The following is a 17,366-nucleotide window of genomic DNA, read 5'->3' on the forward strand; positions in this document are numbered from 1 at the left end:
GGTGGCTGTCCGGCGTCCGGACAACCGCTCCGAAGGCCGGTTCTGTGACGCTGTTTGCAGACAGAAATACCGGGTGTGGCAGCCGTTCTCCCTGTCGTAACGCTAAAGAGTCGAACGTACGTCTATATGTGTAAGATGACTATCGAAATCCGTCTCCGGAGGTGGTGCTGTGGGCGTCGAGATTAGGGAGTCACCTGTCTCAGCCGACGCGTTCGAGGATATGAAGGAGTTCGTCCACGACTACCTTGCGGCGAGCGTCGAAAACGAAGAAGAGGGCGGCCGCATGCGCTGGTACCCGTGGCACTCCGCGGAATACCGCTTCAACCACATCCTCAACGTCGTCGACATCGCGACAAAAATCGCCCGCAAGGAAGGGGCGAACGTGGACGTGACTCGCGTGGCAGCGTTGTTTCACGACATCGCGAAACTGGAAGCCGAGCAGGACCTCCACGCGGAAGCCGGCGCTCGGATCGCACGCGAGTACCTGAAGGCACACGGTGACTACCCCGAATCGTTTATCGAACAGGTCTGCTCCGCCGTCGATGCCCACTCGTATCAGGGGCCGCTGGACGACCTACCCCTGGAAGTACAGTGTCTCATCGAGGCGGACATTCTGGATAAGGTGGGCGCGAACGGGACCGCCCTGATGCTGTTGCGGATGGGCTATGAGTCCCGGACGCACATGGACGCGGCCGAGATGGTCGACCGGGTCATCGAGCGCGGCGAGGATGCCCGCGAGCGTGTTCAGAGCGACACCGCTGAGTCCATCGTCCACCAGCGGCTCAAGCGGACCCGCTGGTTCCAGGAGTGGCTGACGATGGAGGTCGCCGAAATGGCCGTCGAAGACGACCTCGATGACGTGGCGACCGGGATGGGCGACTCATAGCGCTCGCAGCAGGAACAGGACGCCGGTCCCGGCGAGAACAGCAGCGCTGACCCACGCGATTAGCGGTGCGAGCCGCTCGATACGCGTTCTCGCGGCGACAATCGCCGCCGGAAACCCCGTGATCCAGAGGCCGATACCGCCGAAAAACCCACCCAGCAGCACCGGATGTCCGGTCTGGACGGTTAGCGCATCAGTCCCGACCGCAGGCACGTACGACGCCACGTCGACCACACCGGGTTCGAGGAGGCCGACGCCGACGGTGAGCCAGAAGGCGACCTGATAGGGGTTGGTCAGCGCCAGCACGAGTGCCTTGCGAAAGCCGCGACTGTCCCCAGACGTGACCGACGAGTCCCCCTCGGTAACTGTTGTATTCGCTTCTTTGACTGCACCGTAGGCGAACCAGAGCATCAGGAGCCCGCCGGCCCCGACCATCACGCGCCGAACGCCTGGCGTCTCGGTGATGACTGTCGCAGCGCCGAGCACGGCGAGCACGAGGAAACAGGCGTCAGCGGTCATCGCGCCGAGGCCGGCGAAAAAGCCGGCCCGCCAGCCCCGCAGTGCGCTCTCCTCAGCAATGACGGCGTTCATCGGACCCGGTGGCGCGGCGAGTGCGAGGCCGAACAGGACTCCACCGAGAGCTGTCGGGACGAGCGAGAGCGCGCTGAGCTGGAGCAGGCCGAGTGAGTGATGCATCTACAATCGGTGAAAACAGAGAGAAAATCCTACAGACTTACAGCTTGCCGGCCTTCTGGAGCTTCATCAGGTCCTCGGTGTCGAGGGTCTCGCCCTCCTTGAACTTCTGATAAATCTCCTCGGCTTCCTCGCGAGCGGCTTCCTGCTTCTCCTCGCGCTGGGAGCGCTCCTGCTCCTCTTCCTTCTTGTCGAGCTCGCGGAGGCGCTTCTGGACGCGGACGAAGTCCTCGTGGTGCTGGTCGGCCGCTTCCTGCGCTTCGACGAACTCTTCGTGTTTCTCGTCGGCCTCGTCACGGATCTCGTCGGCCTCGCGGTAGGCCTCGATCATCTCGTTGTGGTGCTTCTGGGCCTCGTCGGCCAGCTCCGTGACCTTCTGGTGGTGCTTTGAGGCTTCCGAGCGGACCTCTTCCGCTTCCTCTTTGAGCTCTTCGAGGTCGCCGCCCTGGTCGAGCTTCTCCTGTTTCTCCTGGAGCTTCTCGCGCTTGGTCTCGATCTTCTCGATGAGCTCCTTCTCGTCCTCCGAGGAGAGTACTTCGGTCTGTTGCTTGAACTCGAGGTCTTCGATCTCCTCTTTGAGTTGTTCGACCGACGTGCCCTCGTCGAGTTCGAGGTCGTTTTTCAGGTTGTCGACCTTGTCGAACAGCTCGTTTGCTTCCGCATTGAGCTCGTTGCGCTGGTCCTTGTGCTCCTGGACCTGCTCGTTGAGCTCGTCGCGCTTCTCGCGGTGTTCCTGGGCCTCATCGACCTTCTCGCGAGTCTTCGCGTTCAGGTCGTCACGGGCGGAGGCCCGCTCGGACGCCATCTGGTTCAGCTCGTTCCGTCGGTCGCGGAGCTGGCCGGCGAGTTTGATGAGCTCGCCTTTCGATTTGTTTTCGAGATCCTCTTCGGTTACTGTAACGTTCTTTGATTCGTCTATCGAGTCTGCCATTGTTGAATCCTCTATGCCATCACCGCTTCAGCACAGACAGTCGGCCCACTACTGAGGGGCTGACACCAATAACAAGGGTTCCCTCTCATGTTGGGCTGAAAGCGATACTGCCTGAACGCGGAAGCGTTCTGGTGTCTACAAATAGAGGTGGATATTGTTTAAACATTCCGGTGCATTGAATACCGCGTCAACGTCTCACACGCCCCAATTCGGCGGGTGAACCGGTCGTAACCTCACCGGATTACCCTTGTATATCACGGACATATATTACTGGCTAATGGTGTATTCGTTTTTGACGACCCGCTGCCCGTCGGTGACGGCGAGTGTCACTTCGTCGCCGGCCGACAGCGTGAGCGTGTCGACGGGGACGCGGGCGAAAGGACCGACAGTGTGTTCGGCCTGCTCGCGCTCGCCGTTGCAGTCCCACTCGACGGTGAGGTTCGTGCTCTCCGGCCTGTCGTGGAGGACGACGACGTCCCGCTCTCCGGGACTGGGTGCGGAGAGGACGACCTGTGTGGGCTCGTAGCTGTCGGCGAGCACGTCGTGTGCCGTCTTTTCGCTCCCGTCAGCGGCGAGTACACCCATGCCCGCGTCGCCGACGTCCCGGAGGCTGTCGAGGACGACGACCGGTGCGCGGCGCTGGCGCAATCCCTCGGCCACCTCGCGGACGACGTCAGCCTGGTACGCCTGTGACCCAGCCACCCCGTCGTCGATGTGGCGGTCGTGCCGGGCGCGGTCGAACCCCGGGGTATCCACCGGGTCGGCCGTCCCGAGCGCGCCGGCCCCGAAGCCGGCGACGACGTCGCCGACGCCGAACTGGGAACAGAGCCATGGGAGGTCGGCCGTGTCGCCGTACCGCCACCCCGGGTACAGCGTGGCCGCGTCGGGGTCGATTCCGGGCGGGCCGACCACCGGGAACGTCGGGACGGAGTCCACGGCCCCAGCCACGGTCTCGGCCTCGGTGCTGTCGTATCCGGTTCGCCAGGCCCGCCAGCGAAAGCGTAGTCGGTCGAGGAACCCGGACCCAAGGCCGTCGGCGTAGGGTGACACTGGCTCGTCGTGAACGCCGACCGCCGCGAAACTGGGATGCTGCGCGTAGGTCGCATCGAGCCGTGCCGCGAGATTGGTTCCCCGTTCGTTGTCGAACGAACCGGGGCCCGACAACGGGAGGTCCTGCCAGAGCAGGACGCCGTGGTCGTCACAGGCGCGGGCCACTTCGGGCGGCGTCCCCTGTGCCCGAACCCGGACCAGATTTGCGTTGGCGTCGACGGCCCGCACGACGTCCTCCGCGGTCGGGTCCAGCAGTGTCACGCCGCGAACCGGCACCTCCTCGCCGTTGACCTGCAGGCCGTCGTCGTACGAAACAGTACGTAGTCCCGTCGTCACCGAGTGTTCGTCGTCATCGAGCTTCGCGCTGAGGACGTAGCGGGACTGCTCGCCGCGGTCGTGGGGCCACCACAGCGACGGGTCGCGCACGTCTATCGTGTAGGTCACCGACGTCGTCTCCTCGTCAGTCGAGACGCGAGCGCGGTCCATCATCCCGCCGCCACGAACGTCACCCTCCGGCCGGAGTGAGAGCGTAATCCGGTCGTCAAGCGGCTCTTCGGACAGGACAGTCGCCGACACTTCCACTGTCGCATCGGTTACGTCGGCTTCCGATACCTGTGGCTGGGCCGAAAGCTCGCTCACGCAGGGGTCGGGCCGGGTTTCGAGCCGTGCGTCCCACCAGATGCCCGGGACACAGCGCTCCGGCGGTAGCTGGTCGGTCGCGTGCAACCCGCCGAAACGGTCCGCCGGCGCGCGACACTCCACGACGATCCGGTACTCCTCGCTTTCGGGGAGTCGAACCCGGAGCGGCTCGAAGTAGGTGTCGTGGCTGGTGAGCAGATCACCGTTGCACCACACGCGTGTGTGCGCGTACGCTCCGTTCAGCACCAGCAGCGTGTGTGCATCGCTCTCGTCCCGCGGGTCCGAGAACGTCGTTTCGTAGGCCACGGCCTCGGCGCCGGCGAACCCCTCGGGCCGGCCGGGCACTGACACCGGTTCCCACGACTCCGGGGACGGCATCTCGTCGTCCGGCGCAACCGCCGCGCCGCGCCACTCCAGCGACATACCTTGTGGCCCGTTCCGCGGGGGCATATCCTTTGCCCCACGGCTTCACTTTCACTTTCACTACGGGGATGGCTCGCCTTGACATAGGTAGCCATCTACTATCCAGATATGCTCACCGAACTACACGAGGCGGCGACACCGACTTGCGAGGCCCAGCACTGCGAGCGCCCGCTCGGCGAGCCAGCGCTGGTGTTCGAGACCGAGGCCGGCCGCCGCGAGGCCCACGAGTGCGCCTGCGGTGCGGTGACGATTACCGTCGTCAGGTCGGAGTCGTCCCGCTGAAGTACGCCCGGCAGTGACCGGGAGGTATGACACTCGAGGAAGTGGTCCGTGCACAGGGCCACGAGAACGTCTCCGGCGAGCACGCCAGCACGCTGGAAGTGACGAGCGACGACTTTCTAACCCCTGCAGGTGACTGCATCCTCGCTATCGAGGCCGACCGTGTTCCTGCCGACTTCGACAGCGAGTTCGTAACGGCCTGCCAAGACGCCGACGCGACGATTACAGCGACTATCGAAGCCGGCGAGCAGACCGTTACTGTGACCGGAACCGGCCATCCCGACCTCTCCTTCGAGAACGACCGGAGCCACGTCCTGCGGACGAGCGACTACGTCGATGACCGGACTGTGATGGTAAACGCCGACGCGGCGGCCGGCGACGTTGACCGGGACCTCGTCGAAGCGCTCGCTGACGGGGCCGATGCGACGCTGACGCTTTCTGTCGAGCCCAGCGGCGACTGAGCGGTGGTTTCTACAGCGGTCGCGCCGCTCTCTGGCGCGGTCAAAAGAAAACAGGTTTGATGTCTAAACCAGCTTAGCTCGACGAAATAACGTCGTCGATGCGGACGATCATCGTCGCCGCCTCGGTGGCGGAGTCGACCGCTTCGCGCTTGACAGCGGCGGGGTCGAGGATGCCGTAGTCGACGGGGTCACCGACGACGCCGGTCTGGCCTTCGCTGATGATGCCGGCGATGCCCTCGCTCTCGTGTTCGGCACGGAGGTCGACGAGCGCGTCGATTGCGTCGAGGCCCGTGTTCTCCGCGAGCGTGCGGGGCAGCACGTCAACGGCGTCGGCGAACGCTTCGACGGCGAGCTGCTTGCGGCCCTCGATGGACGCCGCTTCGGAGCGGATGTGGTCGGCAATAGCGATCTCAGTCGCGCCTGCGCCGGGGACCACACCGCCGGCGTCGAGCGCGGCGATGACGGTGTCGAGCGCGTCGTTGAGCGCGCGTTCGAGCTCGTCGACGACGTGTTCGGTGGAGCCGCGGGCGATGACCGTGACGGACTCGGCGGTCGCGCCGCCGGTGATGAACGTCACGTCGTCGTCACCCTGCTTCTCGACGTCGACGCTGTCGGCGTGGCCGAGCGAGTCCTCGTCGAGGGCTTCCAGCGAGCCGACGCGCTTCGCGCCGGTGGCCTCGACGATGTCCTTGGCGGTCGAGGAGCCGATGCTGTCGGCGACGAAGACGCCTTCCTTGGCGAGCTGGGAGGCGACGCGGTCGGCGACGTCCTCGGTGACGAAGGCCACGTCAGCGCCGCTTTCGACGACTTCCTCGGCGTAGCCGCTGAGTTCCTGCTCCTCGGCGTCGAGCGCGGCGTTGAGCTGGTCGACGCTGGAGACGTTGTACTCGGCGTCGATGTTGCTCTCGCGGACGTCGAGTTCGGTGTCGATGACCGCGATGGACGCGTCCTCGACCGAGGTCGGCATGTTGTCGTGGACGGCCGTCTCGTCGACGATAACGCCCTCGACGAGCTTGGTCGCGGAGGAAGCCGCACCCGTCTGGGTGTGGACTTCGATGTTGTCCCGGCGGACGCCGTTGTCGCTCTTGGCGTGGCGGACGGCGTCGACGACGACTTCGGCGAGTTTCTCGGCCTCGACGTCACCGGTGCCCTTACCGGTCATCGAGGATTCGGCGACCTCGACCAGCGTCTCGTCGTCGAGGTCGACGTCGAGGACGAGCTCGTTGATAGCGTCCTGTGCGAGTTCAGCCGCGGCAGAGTACCCCTCGACGATTGTTGTCGGGTGGACGTCGTCGTCGAGCAGGTCCTCGCCTTTCGTCAGCAGTTCCCCGGCCAGCACGGACGCCGTCGTCGTTCCGTCGCCCACTTCGTCCTCCTGAGTCTGGGCGACTTCGACGATCATCTGGGCCGCAGGGTGTTCGATGTCCATCTCGGAGAGGATGGTCGCCCCGTCGTTGGTGATGACCACATCACCGTCGTCGGAGACGAGCATCTTGTCCATGCCGCGGGGACCGAGCGTGGTCCGTACGGACTCGCTTACGGCCTTTCCGGCGGAGATGTTCGATGACTGTGCGTCCTTCCCGTGTGTGCGCTGGGCGTCCTCATCAAGGATGAAAAGAGGCTGGCCGCCCATGCGTCGCTGGCCAGATGACATATGTGTTGAACCTCACTTAAGACAAGGCAAGCGGTTCTATATAAAACTTTCTAACGGCGTAGACCGCTCGTCGGGTGACAGCGCCGTGCTGTCCCTGTAATCCCGGCTGGACCTACACACCTTTTAATATGGGTGTATACACACCGTATAGTAGATGCTGGAGTTGGAGCACGGCTTTCGGGTGGTCGATGTGCACGCGCGACTGGAACCCGACGAGCAGCGCCGACCCCGAGACGGTATGGGTGACCCGGAGCAACTGGAACGGGAGATGCACCAGGCCGGTGTCGTCCGCTCCGTCGTCTTTCCCGGCGAGCGAGACGGCTCGTATCTGAAAGCGAACAACGCCGTCGCCCGGATGACTGTCGAGCGGCCGATGGTCGCCTTCGCCAGAGTCAACGGCGCTCGGGACCCGGGGACCGGTCCCGGGTCGACCCTCCGCAACCTCGCGAGCAGTCGCACGGAGGAACACACCTCGCCCGAGGACATCGAGCAGTACGCCTACGACGACCGGTTCTATGGCTTCAAGATCCATCCACCGACTGACGGACTACCCGACGAAGAAGTCCTCGCAGAACTGGCGTCCGTATCACTGCCCGTCATCGTCCACGGCGGCGAAGGGTTTCCGCCCGAAACTGTCGCCGAATCGCTGTTAGCGTACGATTTCCCGGTCATCCTTTCGCATTTCGGTGCCCACCCGCTCCGGCGGGACCTGATGGAACGAGCTATCGACCTGCTGGAGACCCACGACAATCTGTATCTCGACACCAGTGCGGTCCGCTACCGGCGGCCGATGGAGCGGGCGATTCTGGAACACCCTGACCGCGTTCTCTTCGGGAGCGGCGTCCCCAGCGTCCACCCGAACGTGGCCGTGATGGAGATTCTGACACTGGACGTTCCCGAAGACGCGATGCGAAAGGTGTTCTCGAACAATCCCAACCGCGTCATCGAGGCGCTGGCCCCCTGACCGCCGACAACTCCTATTCCGGTCGAACGGTTGCGGCCAGTACCGGTTACCGCTACTACCGCCAGTCGTACACAGTCACCGCGCGGTCCGCGCGCGCGGAGCGGCCGTTCGGGTTCCGACAGGGTGTCCGGTCGGTCACGCGTGCGCGGAGGCCGTCGACGATGCCGGACCCGACGCCGCCGAACACGTCCTGCCCGTTGCCGAGCCACTGCGACGGCGTCGTCTCCCCGCGCACGACATCGATCAGCGCGTCCGTCGCGTCACTCACCGCGTGGCTGAGGAGTCGCCGCAACACGGTTGGGCGGACGTTGTAGTTCTTCACCAGCCGGTAGGCGAGCGAGCGGTACTTCCAGTTCCAGTCGGTCTCCGTGGTGCCGCCGTCGGCCTCGAACTCGCGGCTGACGCACATCGCCGTGCTCCAGTCGACGCCGTAATCACTGGCGGCCATCCGGTGCGCGAAGTCCCGGGCGCTGCCAACGTTCAGGTACTCGTCGAACCCGTCGAGCGCTTCCAGCACCTCCGCGTCGAACGCGACGTTTCCGGGATTGAAATACGTCACGTCGCGGCCGGCTATCGTCCGCGTCTCCTCGGTTTCGGTCGTCATTCCGGCCCAGAGTTGCTGGTGTGTCGGCCCGGTGATGGCCTGGGTTGCCCCCGAGAGCCCGTTTTTCACCGCGTCAGCCCAGCCGGACTCGACCGAGAGAGCCTGGTGGACGAGCGCGATAACGTCTCCCGTTGCCCGGTCGATCCCTGCGTTGCGGGCGACCGTGACCGAGCGGTCGGCGATCTCGACGAGGATCGACACGTCGTCCCGGTCGCGGACCATGCCCGTCGTGCCGTCGGCCGACGGGCCGTTGACCACAATCACTTCGGCATCGGGAACCTGCTCGGTGAGTGCGTCCAGACAGCCGGACAGCTCCTCCCGGCCGTTCAACGTCGGGACCACTACCGAGATATCCATACCTCTGGGTACGGCGGCGAAGGCGCTTAAAAGTCGCGGGAGACGGACGGCGACATCCATTCAGGGAAAACGGGCTGTCCGAGCGGCGGCGAGCTACACATGGGTGTTCCAGTACGACACCGATGCCAGCTTTTCGCCGAGTGGCGTGCCGCCGAGCGCCGTATCGAGCGAGCGGAACGAGGCGGCCAGTTCGTTCGGAATCTTCCGGTAGAATCCGTAGGGAAGCAGCCAGTCGTGGTTCGCCTCGGTCAGTTCCAGTCCGGCTCCGTCCAGCAGCCGGTCGATCTCCCAGCGGGAGTAGAGCCGCGACCCCATCGGGAGCGCCCAGTTGTATATCGACCGGGTCGAAAACCGGTTGAACGTATCGAAGAAGACCTGTTCCTTCGAGACGCGGCGCATCTCAGCGAGGAACGCCGCCGGCGTGTCCGCCAGATGGAAAAAGCGCATCGCAAACACGGTGTCGAAGTGGTCGTCCGGGAACGGGAGCCGGGCCGCATCACCCCGCATGAACTCGACACGGTCGTCGACACCAGTCGCCTGTGCTTTCTCACGGCCCTGCTGGAGCATCGGTCCTGAGATGTCCAGTCCGGTGATGTTCGCGCCGCGCTCGGCCAGCATCACAGTGAACCGTCCGGTTCCGCAAGCTACCTCTAACACGTCCTTGTCGGCCACGGGGCCGATTGCGTCGAGGACGGCCTGTTTCTCGCGTCGGTCGATAAGCCGACCGCCACGGGAGAACCGCTTGGCCTCGTACTCTTCGGCCACGGTGTCGGCCTGATACCACTCCTGCCCTTTCACGGTGTATTGCTCACCCCGCGGGGGATAAAACGATACTGGAATCCCCTTTCATCGGTTTGGCTGTTTTCCAGTCAGGTCAGATCCGCTCGCGCTCTCGGCCCTGATAGTTCTGGTCGTACTTTCCGGATAGCGACGAGAACCGCACGATGGCGGTTCTGTATAAGGACACATTAAACACTTCATAGAATCTGTATTGTTTGGTCATGCATATAGCCAAGTTTTACCAGTAAGTCTGGAATATCAGCCACTATGAGCGCATTAACTGAAAACGCTGCACCAGCACCTTTCACCGACGAGGAGTTCCGCGACACCCTGCGTGAACTCCCGCCGAGCGCGAAGCTCGTCGCGAAGGTGCTGGAGGACGACGCCCCGCTGTCACAGGGCGAACTAGCCGAGAACTCGCTGCTCCCGGACCGGACTGTCAGGTACGCCCTGAACCGACTGGAGGAGTCAGAGCTGGTCGACTCGCGGTACAGCTTCACTGACGCACGCAAACAGGTTTATTTCCTCACAGTCTGACCCGTCGGTATGGACTGGCAGCGGGCCGACGTGCCCGTCCCGACGCGGGCACCGACCGGCACCACGGCGGTATACGTTTGCGGCGACGAGGCGGCTCTTCTCGTGGACCCCGCGGATACGGATGATGCGCTCGATTCGCTTCTCAGTGACCGCACCCTCGCTCACATTGCGCTCACACACTACCACCCTGACCACGCCGGTGCCGTCGCACACTACGCCAGAGAGACGAACGCGACGGTCTGGGCGCGGCGTGGCCGGGCGACCGCATTCGAGGCTGCGACCGGCGTTACCCCTGACAAACTGTTCAGCGACGGGACGACGATTCCGACCGACGCCGGCCCGGTGACCGTCCTCGACACGCCGGGCCACGCGCCGGAGCACGTCGCCTTCGCAACTGACGGGACCGTCGTCTCCGGCGACCTCGCCGTGGCCGAGGGCAGCGTCGTCGTCGGCGCACCAGAGGGCGACGTTCGGGCCTATCTCGCGTCACTGCGGCGACTCCACGCCAGAAACCCCGACGTGCTGTTACCGGGCCATGGCCCGCGTATCGAGACGCCGCGGGAGACCTGTGCGCGCCTCATCAGCCACCGACTGGAGCGCGAGCAACGTGTTCGGGCGGCTGTCAACGACGACGGGGCCGACACACTCGACGAAATCCTCGACGCCGCCTACGAAAAGGACCTTACCGGGGTGCGCGACCTGGCCCGCGCGACAGTGCTGGCTCACCTCGAAAAGCTCGCCGTCGAGGGCACTGTTTCGTGGGACGGTGCCCGGGCTATACCGAACCCGGCGGAGTGACGCCTTTTTGCCCGTCGGCCCGCTACCACGGCTGTGGACTCCCTGGAAACCGAACTCGAACGGGCCCGCGCGCTCGACGAGTCGGAACTGGCCGACGCTATCGAGACCATCGGGTTCGAATGCACCCGCTGTGGGGCCTGCTGCAAGGCCGAGTCGGCGTGTGGCGAGAGGGGAGAGGGTGCCGACGAGACGGACAGAGTCGCCGGTGGTGCCGGTGAGAATGAGAACGACGGCTCTGGAGAAACCGACGCCGAACCCCACACGGCGACGGTGTTTCCCGACGAGATCAGGCAGCTACAGTCCGCCGGGGAGTACGACTTCCGTGACGTCGCCCGCCCGATGCCGTACGGACTGGCCGACGGCCCGGACGGCCCCGAGGGTGAGACGTTCGAGTGGGCGCTCCAGACTGACGACTGCGGCGACTGCACGTTCTACGCTGAAGACGACGATGGCACGGGTGCCTGTACGGTCCACGGCGACCGCCCGCTCATCTGCCGGACCTACCCGTTCAGCGTCGCGCTGGGCGGGACGAGCCAGCCGATGGGCGAAGCCGTCGACGAGGAGGGGATGGTCCGGGCTCACGAATGTGAGGGACTCGGCCGGGATATCTCCAGAGCCGACGCCGAGGAGTTGGCGGCGGCGCTCAAGGAACGCGCCGTTCGGGAACTCGAAGAAGCCATCGGCGTCCGCGACAACTACCGGCCCGTCGACCCGTCAGCCGGACAGGTCGTCGTCCACGACTCCGAAGGGGCAAAGCGCCCCGACGGCAGTGCCTACGAGTAGTTTCAGACGTCGTCGATGATCTCGCCGACCGCGAAGTTCGACTTGACTTCGGTAACTTCGATCTTGACTCGTTCGTCGATTTCGGCCCCCGGAACGATGATGACGTAGCCGCGTTCGACGCGGGCGATGCCGTCGCCCTGCTTCCCGATGTCTTCGATCTCGACGTAGCGCGTTTCGCCCGGTTCGACCGGCGGCTGTGGCTGGTCCGGTGGCGTGTCTGACACCGTCTCCTCCTCCGTCTCTGTCCCCTCGTCTGCGGAGATGAGCGCAACACGATAGGTACTGCCCGAGTCGACTGCGCCCGTCTCGATCTCTCGACGCGGGACCTCCACGACGTACCGGTCCCCCTCGTCGCGGATATCGGCACTGAACAGACACAGCAGTTGATCCGAGATTTCCAATGTGATAGACCTCCGTTCGGCCACAAAACGGGCCATTACTAAAGAACTGCCGGAGCGAACGACTGTGACCGTCTCAACTGCGGAGCGACGACGGGCGCTCACGGTGTTTCCCGCCTGTACCAACTACCTGTCGCGTGGCCCAACTCGCGGCAGTATCCCCGCTTGGAGCGAGTGAAAACCGCAAGACTGCGAGCCGTTAACCGTCTGTACCAAATCCCATAAGGGTGTCTCGGTACTGCTAGTACCTGTACTAATGAGCGCCACCGCACAAACCCCCGACAGTCCGCTCTCGGACAAGCAGCGACGTATTCTGGAGTATCTCCGTTCCAATGCTGACGACCAGACGTATTTCAAATCGCGGCTTATCGGCGACGAACTCGACCTTTCGGCCAAGGAGGTCGGGACCAATATGACCGCCATCGCCGACGGCGACCACGATCTGGCCGTCGAGAAGTGGGGCTACTCCTCCTCGACGACGTGGATGGTCGAGACCTGAACCGGTGCCGGTTCGACCGCGGATACATCCCCACTCTCACTCGGTCGTCCGAGTGAGTGCAAACTGTATCTTACTCTAGAGAAGGCTCGGTGCCGTCGCTCATTCATCGTTTCAGACGATTTATCCCTGATATATCCAGACATATTGTAAGTGGTGAATGTCTATATTGATAACCATTGAAGCCATAGTTGTACACATCAATGGGCGAGGCTGGCTCCGCTATCCGGGTGCTTCACGTCGACGACGACCGGCAGTACGCAGAGACGACAGCGGCATTCCTCACGCGAGAGCGTCCTGCGTTCGACATCGAGACCGCAACGAGTGCAGCAGCGGGCCTGCGTCTGCTCGAAACAGAGCCGGTCGACTGTATCGTTTCCGACTACGAAATGCCCGGCGAGAACGGCATCGACTTCCTCGAATCTGTCCGCGAGGACTACCCTGACCTCCCGTTTATCCTGTACACAGGTCGCGGCAGCGAGGCAGTCGCCGGTGACGCTATCTCCGCGGGCGTCACAGACTATCTACAGAAGACGTCAGACACCAGCCACTACGCCCTTCTCGCGAACCGCATCGTCAACGCCGTCGAACAGTACCGGTCACAGCGCGCCCTCGAAGCGAGTAAAGACAGGCTCTCGCTGTTTATCGACCAGTCGCCGCTCGGGTTCGTCGAGTATAACCAAGACTTCGAAATCGTCCGCGTCAACGACACTCTCACAGAGATATTCGGCTACACCGAGGAGGAACTGGTCGGCGAGACGTGGGAGGTGTTCGTCAGCGAGGAAAGCTACGACCACGTCGACGCGGTCACGTCCGCACTTAGCGAGGCCAGCGGTGGCTACCACAGCGTCAACGAGAACGTCCGGAAGGGCGGGGAGCGTATCATGGTCGAGTGGCACAATCGCCTCGTCACTGACGACTCGGGCGATGTCGTTACCATCTTCTCGCACTGCCAGGACGTCACGGAGCGCATCGAGCACGAACAGAACCTCGCCCAGTTACGGGACTTCTTCGCCGAGGCGGAGGAACTCGGCGACCTCGGTGCCTGGGAGTTCGACGAAACCGGGACGTTGACCTGGACAGCGGGCACTCGCCGTATCCACGGAGTCGACGACGACTTCGATCCGACAATCGAAGAGGGACTGTCCTTCTATCATCCCGAAGACAGGGAGATGGTTTCGGACGCCGTCGATGCGGCCCTCGAAGACGGGGAACCGTACGATATCGAGACCAGGCTCATCACCGCAACAGGCGACTGTCGGTGGGTCCGGACCCACGGCAAACGCGTCGAAGGCGCGGAGAAGCGGACAGTTCGGGGGTTCATCCAGGATATCACCGACCAGAAGGAGCGCGAACGCAGACTCCGCGTTCAGAACGATCGACTGGAGTCCTTCGCCAGCGTCGTCAGCCACGACCTTCAGGGGCCACTGACAGTCGCACAGGGCCACTTGGAGTTGGCCCAACAGGCAGTGACCAACGACCACCTCGACAGTATCGACGACGCCCACGAGCGGATGCAGACGCTCATTGACGATATCCTGACGCTGGCACGGGACGGACGCGAGGCGACGACCACCGAGCCCGTCAGTTTACAGACCGCCGCAAGCGCGTGCTGGGAGACTATCGGGACAGAGAACGGGACTCTGGTGACCGGTACGGACAGTGTCGTCGTTGCTGACCCCCGCCGATTGCAGCGCCTGCTGGAAAACCTGTTTCGGAACTGCGTGGCACACGGGTCGGAACCCTCGCTCTCGCAGATGCACGAAAACAGCATGGAGCAGGGCTCTGTGGGCAGTCCGGGACAGTCCGACGAGATCGTCGAAAGCGATACCGGAGTGACGGTTACTGTCGGTGACATCGACGACGCCAGCGGTTTCTACGTCGCTGATGACGGTCCGGGGGTTCCAGAAGACGAGCGAGACACGGTGTTCGAAGCGGGCTACTCGACCGCGCCCGAAGGCACCGGCTTCGGCCTCGCAATCGTGGCCGATATCGCCGCCGTCCACGGCTGGGATGTCAGTGTGACCGACAGCGAGTCGGGCGGAGCCAGGTTCGAAATTACCGGTGTTGACCGAGAGACGTAACTCGGCGGAAAGAATCAGCTCAGGGATCGTACCGCAGCAGTGAGTCGGCCTCGCCCGCTAGCTCGGCAACATCGTCATCGAACGAATCGGCGTACCGGATAAGCAGTGTCAACACTGTCTCTGGCTCGGTCACCGCGTACCCGTCTTCTCGGGACAGCAGTCCGGCGGACTCCAGGTCGCCGGCGTAGTTGCTCACCGTCGGCCGCGAAACGTCCAGTTCGGTGGCCAGTTCAGAGGCCGTCACGTCCGGACGGCGAAGGAGCGTGACGAGCATCCCGCGGGCGGTCGACCGCCGCAGGTAGCCAAGCGCCACCTGTTCGAACTCGGAGAACTGGCCAGCCGGGAAGTACCGCCGGTAGTCGCCGTCCTTCTGTGAGGCGACGACGTCCTCGTTTTCCAGCCGGTGGAGGTGATGCTGGGCCTCGCCGGTCCCGAGTTTGAGGTCGTCGCGAAGCTTCGAGAAGTGCGTCCCGGGATGTGCGGAGACGTACCCGGCGATGGCGTCGGGCGCGTCGCTCTCGCTCCCGCTATCGCCGAAGCGGGCAAACGGGCTCGCTGCACCGAGGGCGGCAAAGCGACGGAGCGTCGCCCGCTTGTCCTCGTCCACGTCGCCCTCACGCGTCATTGCTACCGAAAAGGTGGGTCGGTAATAAAACGTCTTCGCCTGGTTATCAGGACTAGTCGTCCTTGTCGACTTCCGACGTTCGCGTCGTGTCGTCGGGGCCGCCGGCCACGTCAGTCGTGCCCGAGTCGTCGTCGATTTCGGCGTCCATCTCCTGAATCATCTCGTCGGCGCTGTCGAGGCCACTGTCCTGGCCCTCCTTGATCTTCTGGGCTTCCTCTTCCATCGCTTCGACGTCGACCTGCGCTTCCTCGTCGATCTGGCCGAGGATTTCCTCGATGTCGTCCAGACCGAGCATCTCGCGGGTCTCGTCGTCGAAGTCGAGCGCTTCCAGCGCGTGCCCGTTCTCCTTCACGTCCGAGCCCTGGAGGTGCTTGCCGTAGCGGCCCACCAGCGAGGTGAGTTCCTGCGGGAGGATGAACTTCGTCGACTCGCCCTGGCCGATCTCGGCCAGCGTCTCCATCCCCTTGTCGATGACGGCGCGCTCGCCCATCGATTCGGCGGATTTCGCGCGGAGGACGGTCGAGATTGCGTCACCCTGGGCTTCCAGAATCTGGCTCTGCTTCTCACCCTGCGCGCGGATGATGTTGGACTGCTTGTCACCTTCCGCCGTCTCGATGGCGGAGCGCCGTTCACCCTGGGCTTCCAGGATCATGGCACGGCGTTTCCGCTCGGCGGAGGTCTGTTGCTCCATGGCCTGCTGGACGTCCTTGGACGGGTTGACCTCGCGGACCTCCACGCTCTCGACGCGGACACCCCACTCGTCGGTGGGTTCGTCGAGTTCTTTCCGGATTCGGGCGTTGATTTCGCCCCGCTTGTTCAGCGTGTCGTCCAGTTCCATGTCACCCAGCACGGCACGGAGGGTCGTCTGAGCGAGGTTGGAGACGGCACGCTCGTAGTTATCGACTTCGAGGAACGCCTTCTTCGGGTCCATCACCTTGATGTAGACGACGGCGTCGGCGGTCACCGGCGAGTTGTCGCGGGTGATAGCCTCCTGCCGTGGCACGTCGAGTGTCTGGGTCCGCATGTCGAACCGCGTCACGTCTGAGACGAAGGGGTAGATGAAGTGAATCCCCTGGTCGAGGACGCCGCGATAGGTGCCGAGGACCGTGTAGGCACCTTTCTGGTACGGGCGGATGATCACGACGCTGGAGTACACCAGCGCGATGGCGATCAGGAGGAAGATTACGGTAACGAAACCGATGAGTCCTCCGGGTTGTAGCGGTGCTGTCGCGGGGAACATGACAGTCAAACCTCCGGAGCGCTCAAGGAAAAGGCTTCGGTGTCCCTGTCACAAACTACCGAATTACACACCTACGCCCGCTCCGACTCTCGCTCCGGTTCGGTGTCGTCGCTCTCGTTGCCCCGGTTTCGATCACGTTCGAGTGCGCGGTCGATTTCGTCGCTCGCCGACTCTACCGGCTCGACATCCAGCACGTTCCCGCCGCCGGGGTCAATGACGATGACCTCCGTTCCCTCCTCTATCGGGTCGCCGGAACTGCGGGCCTGATAGTACGGATTGAAGCCGCCGTCTTCCAGTTTGACCTGGCCGTCGCTCCGGGTCACGCGCTCGGTAACGGTTCCGAACTGGCCCGTAAGCGAGTCAGAACTGAGCGTCTGGCCGCGGCCCGGCGCAGCGAAATCGAGCTTTCGATATCCCCAGAGCGTGACCGCCGTCGTTGCAAGCACGACGACAGTAAGGATGAGTGGCGCGAGGATACCCAGGCTCGCTGGGATGAACAGCCCGACCAGCCCCGCCGTCAGCAGGGCCACGCCGAGGACGAAAAAGTGGGTCCCAGGGGCGAGCGCTTCGCCCACGATGAGGCCCGCGCCGGCCAGAAACAGCAGAATAGAGAGCGACATACCTAACAGTGGTTCGGCCTGCAGTGGGGCAACTGCCGCCAGCGGGTTCACCATGCCCCGACTTAGT

At 63.8% G+C, this 17,366-nt stretch carries 19 protein-coding genes; 9 read left to right on the forward strand and 10 right to left on the reverse strand.

Features of this window, described 5'->3' with window-relative positions; translation table 11 throughout:
- The first annotated feature begins 169 nt into the window (after window positions 1–169).
- Window positions 170–886 carry an HD domain-containing protein gene (locus tag Har1131_RS06065; protein ID WP_008312457.1) on the forward strand — a complete coding sequence of 239 codons (717 nt, stop codon included), beginning with the start codon at window positions 170–172 and terminating at the stop codon, window positions 884–886.
- Here the strand turns inward: Har1131_RS06065 and Har1131_RS06070 are convergent.
- The 3 genes from Har1131_RS06070 to Har1131_RS06080 all read right to left on the reverse strand — a co-directional run bounded on the left by Har1131_RS06070 (window position 881) and on the right by Har1131_RS06080 (window position 4,619).
- A complete protein-coding gene (locus tag Har1131_RS06070) occupies window positions 881–1,579 on the reverse strand; it encodes a LysE family translocator (protein ID WP_050036929.1) in 699 nt (232 codons plus the stop codon). The genes Har1131_RS06065 and Har1131_RS06070 overlap by 6 nt on opposite strands.
- Before the next feature lie 37 nt (window positions 1,580–1,616).
- A complete protein-coding gene (locus tag Har1131_RS06075; protein WP_014041042.1) occupies window positions 1,617–2,507 on the reverse strand; it encodes a coiled-coil protein in 891 nt (296 codons plus the stop codon).
- A 267-nt stretch (window positions 2,508–2,774) separates the two neighbouring features.
- A complete protein-coding gene (locus tag Har1131_RS06080) occupies window positions 2,775–4,619 on the reverse strand; it encodes a hydrolase (protein WP_151145495.1) in 1,845 nt (614 codons plus the stop codon).
- Between the two features lie 108 nt (window positions 4,620–4,727).
- On the opposite strand from Har1131_RS06080, the gene Har1131_RS21655 reads away from it, so the two are divergent.
- Together Har1131_RS21655 and Har1131_RS06085 are read left to right on the forward strand one after the other, a co-directional pair.
- Window positions 4,728–4,901, forward strand: coding sequence for a hypothetical protein (locus Har1131_RS21655; RefSeq protein WP_165353761.1), 174 nt, complete (start codon window positions 4,728–4,730; stop codon window positions 4,899–4,901).
- Window positions 4,902–4,927: 26 nt separating this feature from the next.
- The gene (locus Har1131_RS06085; protein ID WP_050007049.1) at window positions 4,928–5,359 is read left to right on the forward strand and encodes a DUF371 domain-containing protein; all 432 of its coding nucleotides are present in this window, start codon (window positions 4,928–4,930) and stop codon (window positions 5,357–5,359) included.
- A 73-nt stretch (window positions 5,360–5,432) separates the two neighbouring features.
- Here the strand turns inward: Har1131_RS06085 and thsA are convergent, their stop codons facing one another.
- The gene (gene thsA, locus Har1131_RS06090; RefSeq protein WP_014041038.1) at window positions 5,433–6,992 is read right to left on the reverse strand and encodes a thermosome subunit alpha; all 1,560 of its coding nucleotides are present in this window, start codon (window positions 6,990–6,992) and stop codon (window positions 5,433–5,435) included.
- 175 nt (window positions 6,993–7,167) lie between these two features.
- Between thsA and Har1131_RS06095 the strand changes: the two genes are divergently transcribed.
- The gene (locus tag Har1131_RS06095) at window positions 7,168–7,977 is read left to right on the forward strand and encodes an amidohydrolase family protein (protein WP_014041037.1); all 810 of its coding nucleotides are present in this window, start codon (window positions 7,168–7,170) and stop codon (window positions 7,975–7,977) included.
- Window positions 7,978–8,032: 55 nt separating this feature from the next.
- On the opposite strand, the gene Har1131_RS06100 is transcribed toward Har1131_RS06095, so the two are convergent.
- Together Har1131_RS06100 and Har1131_RS06105 are read right to left on the reverse strand one after the other, a co-directional pair.
- Window positions 8,033–8,938 carry a glycosyltransferase family 2 protein gene (locus tag Har1131_RS06100; protein WP_014041036.1) on the reverse strand — a complete coding sequence of 302 codons (906 nt, stop codon included), beginning with the start codon at window positions 8,936–8,938 and terminating at the stop codon, window positions 8,033–8,035.
- 93 nt (window positions 8,939–9,031) lie between these two features.
- Complete coding sequence (locus Har1131_RS06105; protein ID WP_014041035.1) at window positions 9,032–9,736, reverse strand: class I SAM-dependent methyltransferase; 705 nt, start codon at window positions 9,734–9,736, stop codon at window positions 9,032–9,034.
- Window positions 9,737–9,985: 249 nt separating this feature from the next.
- Here Har1131_RS06105 and Har1131_RS06110 point away from each other — a divergent pair, with 249 nt between their 5' ends.
- The 3 genes from Har1131_RS06110 to Har1131_RS06120 are packed head-to-tail and all read left to right on the forward strand — an operon-like array spanning window position 9,986 to window position 11,836.
- On the forward strand, window positions 9,986–10,255 hold the full coding sequence (locus Har1131_RS06110) for a helix-turn-helix domain-containing protein (protein WP_004591318.1): 270 nt from the start codon (window positions 9,986–9,988) through the stop codon (window positions 10,253–10,255).
- 9 nt (window positions 10,256–10,264) lie between these two features.
- Window positions 10,265–11,053, forward strand: a complete 789-nt coding sequence (locus tag Har1131_RS06115; RefSeq protein WP_050036927.1) for an MBL fold metallo-hydrolase — start codon at window positions 10,265–10,267, stop codon at window positions 11,051–11,053.
- 33 nt (window positions 11,054–11,086) lie between these two features.
- Entirely contained in the window at window positions 11,087–11,836 is a 750-nt protein-coding gene (locus tag Har1131_RS06120; RefSeq protein ID WP_050007046.1) for a YkgJ family cysteine cluster protein, read from the forward strand.
- Window positions 11,837–11,838: 2 nt separating this feature from the next.
- On the opposite strand, the gene Har1131_RS06125 is transcribed toward Har1131_RS06120, so the two are convergent.
- Complete coding sequence (locus Har1131_RS06125; RefSeq protein WP_050007045.1) at window positions 11,839–12,237, reverse strand: TRAM domain-containing protein; 399 nt, start codon at window positions 12,235–12,237, stop codon at window positions 11,839–11,841.
- A gap of 253 nt (window positions 12,238–12,490) precedes the next feature.
- On the opposite strand from Har1131_RS06125, the gene Har1131_RS06130 reads away from it, so the two are divergent.
- Together Har1131_RS06130 and Har1131_RS06135 are read left to right on the forward strand one after the other, a co-directional pair.
- The gene (locus Har1131_RS06130; RefSeq protein WP_050007044.1) at window positions 12,491–12,733 is read left to right on the forward strand and encodes a hypothetical protein; all 243 of its coding nucleotides are present in this window, start codon (window positions 12,491–12,493) and stop codon (window positions 12,731–12,733) included.
- 200 nt (window positions 12,734–12,933) lie between these two features.
- Window positions 12,934–14,814 (forward strand): PAS domain S-box protein, encoded by a 1,881-nt coding sequence (locus Har1131_RS06135; RefSeq protein ID WP_151145498.1) that lies wholly within the window; start codon window positions 12,934–12,936, stop codon window positions 14,812–14,814.
- 19 nt (window positions 14,815–14,833) lie between these two features.
- Here Har1131_RS06135 and Har1131_RS06140 read toward each other — a convergent pair whose 3' ends face one another.
- The 3 genes from Har1131_RS06140 to Har1131_RS06150 form a co-directional block, all read right to left on the reverse strand.
- Complete coding sequence (locus Har1131_RS06140; RefSeq protein WP_050036925.1) at window positions 14,834–15,439, reverse strand: MarR family transcriptional regulator; 606 nt, start codon at window positions 15,437–15,439, stop codon at window positions 14,834–14,836.
- Between the two features lie 52 nt (window positions 15,440–15,491).
- Entirely contained in the window at window positions 15,492–16,679 is a 1,188-nt protein-coding gene (locus tag Har1131_RS06145) for an SPFH domain-containing protein (RefSeq protein WP_050036924.1), read from the reverse strand.
- Window positions 16,680–16,750: 71 nt separating this feature from the next.
- Complete coding sequence (locus tag Har1131_RS06150) at window positions 16,751–17,353, reverse strand: NfeD family protein (protein WP_014041028.1); 603 nt, start codon at window positions 17,351–17,353, stop codon at window positions 16,751–16,753.
- Window positions 17,354–17,366: the final 13 nt, after the last annotated feature.

The sequence above is a fragment of the Haloarcula sp. CBA1131 genome (assembly GCF_008728975.1).
Taxonomy (GTDB): Archaea; Halobacteriota; Halobacteria; order Halobacteriales; family Haloarculaceae; genus Haloarcula; species Haloarcula hispanica.